Source organism: Sphingobium sp. DC-2 (assembly GCF_000722555.1).
GTDB lineage: Bacteria > Pseudomonadota > Alphaproteobacteria > Sphingomonadales > Sphingomonadaceae > Sphingobium > Sphingobium quisquiliarum.
Genome location: NZ_JNAC01000052.1, coordinates 1 through 956, shown reverse-complemented (window position 1 = coordinate 956; position 956 = coordinate 1). Strand labels below are relative to the sequence as shown.

Annotated in this window: 1 protein-coding gene; it reads right to left on the bottom strand. The window is 61.4% G+C overall.

The window, feature by feature from the left end:
* Positions 1-31: 31 nt before the first annotated feature.
* Entirely contained in the window at positions 32-853 is an 822-nt protein-coding gene (locus ET21_RS0111715; protein ID WP_030539845.1) for an IS5 family transposase, read from the bottom strand.
* Positions 854-956: the final 103 nt, after the last annotated feature.

The window sequence follows — 956 nt, the reverse complement described above, 5'->3', positions numbered from 1 at the left end:
AGAGCCTGATTCGAAATTATCCGACGTATTTTCATGCTCTTGCGATCCGGCGGATCATCATCTGGATTGAGGCGAGGAATAGCCATGCGGCGGCGGATGCGATGGTCTGCTCGAAGTCCTTGGCGAGGCGGCGATTTCGATTGAGCCAGGCAAAGGTGCGCTCCACCACCCACCGGCGGGGTAGAACCTCGAAGCCCTTGGCTTTGTCGGACCGCTTGATGATGTCGATGGTCCATTTGCTGATGCGGCGCAGCGCGTCCTTGAGCTTGTTGCCTGCGTAGCCGCCGTCGGCGAACACGTGCCGTAGCCAAGGGAAGCGCTGGACGATCTCCGCCAGCACCAGCGGCGCTCCATCCCGGTCCTGAATGTCGGCGGTGTGGATCACGGCGTGGACGAGATGGCCTTGGGTGTCGGTGAGGATGTGGCGCTTGCGCCCCTTGATTTTCTTGCCCGCGTCATAGCCCCGAGGGCCGCCGGCTTCCGTGGTTTTCACGCTCTGGCTGTCGATCACGCCGGCACTGGGCGAGGCCTCTCGGCCTTCTGCTTCCCGTGCCGCCATTAGCAAGGTGTGATTGATCGCCAGCCATAGGCGGTTGTCCCGCCACAGGTAGAACCAGCGCCGCACCGTCGAAACCGGCGGAAAGCACGGAGGCAGCATCCGCCACGGAAGCCCCCCGCGAAGCAGATACAGGATCGCCTCGACAATCCGCCGCATCGGCCATTTGCGCGGGCGGCCCACGTGCGAGGCTGGCGGTAGCACCGGCTCCAACAACGCCCATTCGGCATCCGTCAAATCGCTTGGCAAAGCCAACCCGCTTCGCGCATGAATGGCGCGAGTGGTGTCAGTCCACATCGGTGATCCATCAAAGTTTTTGGCGAAACCTCTGAATCAATCGATTGAGTCAGCGTCAAGCCAACCCCCTGATACTACTCACCTTAGTTTCGGATCAGGCTCT

What these genes read in the sequence shown, in the direction of transcription:
- ET21_RS0111715 (WP_030539845.1), bottom strand. Translation starts at nt 853, where the DNA reads ATGTGGACTGACACCACTCGCGCCATTCATGCGCGAAGCGGGTTGGCT.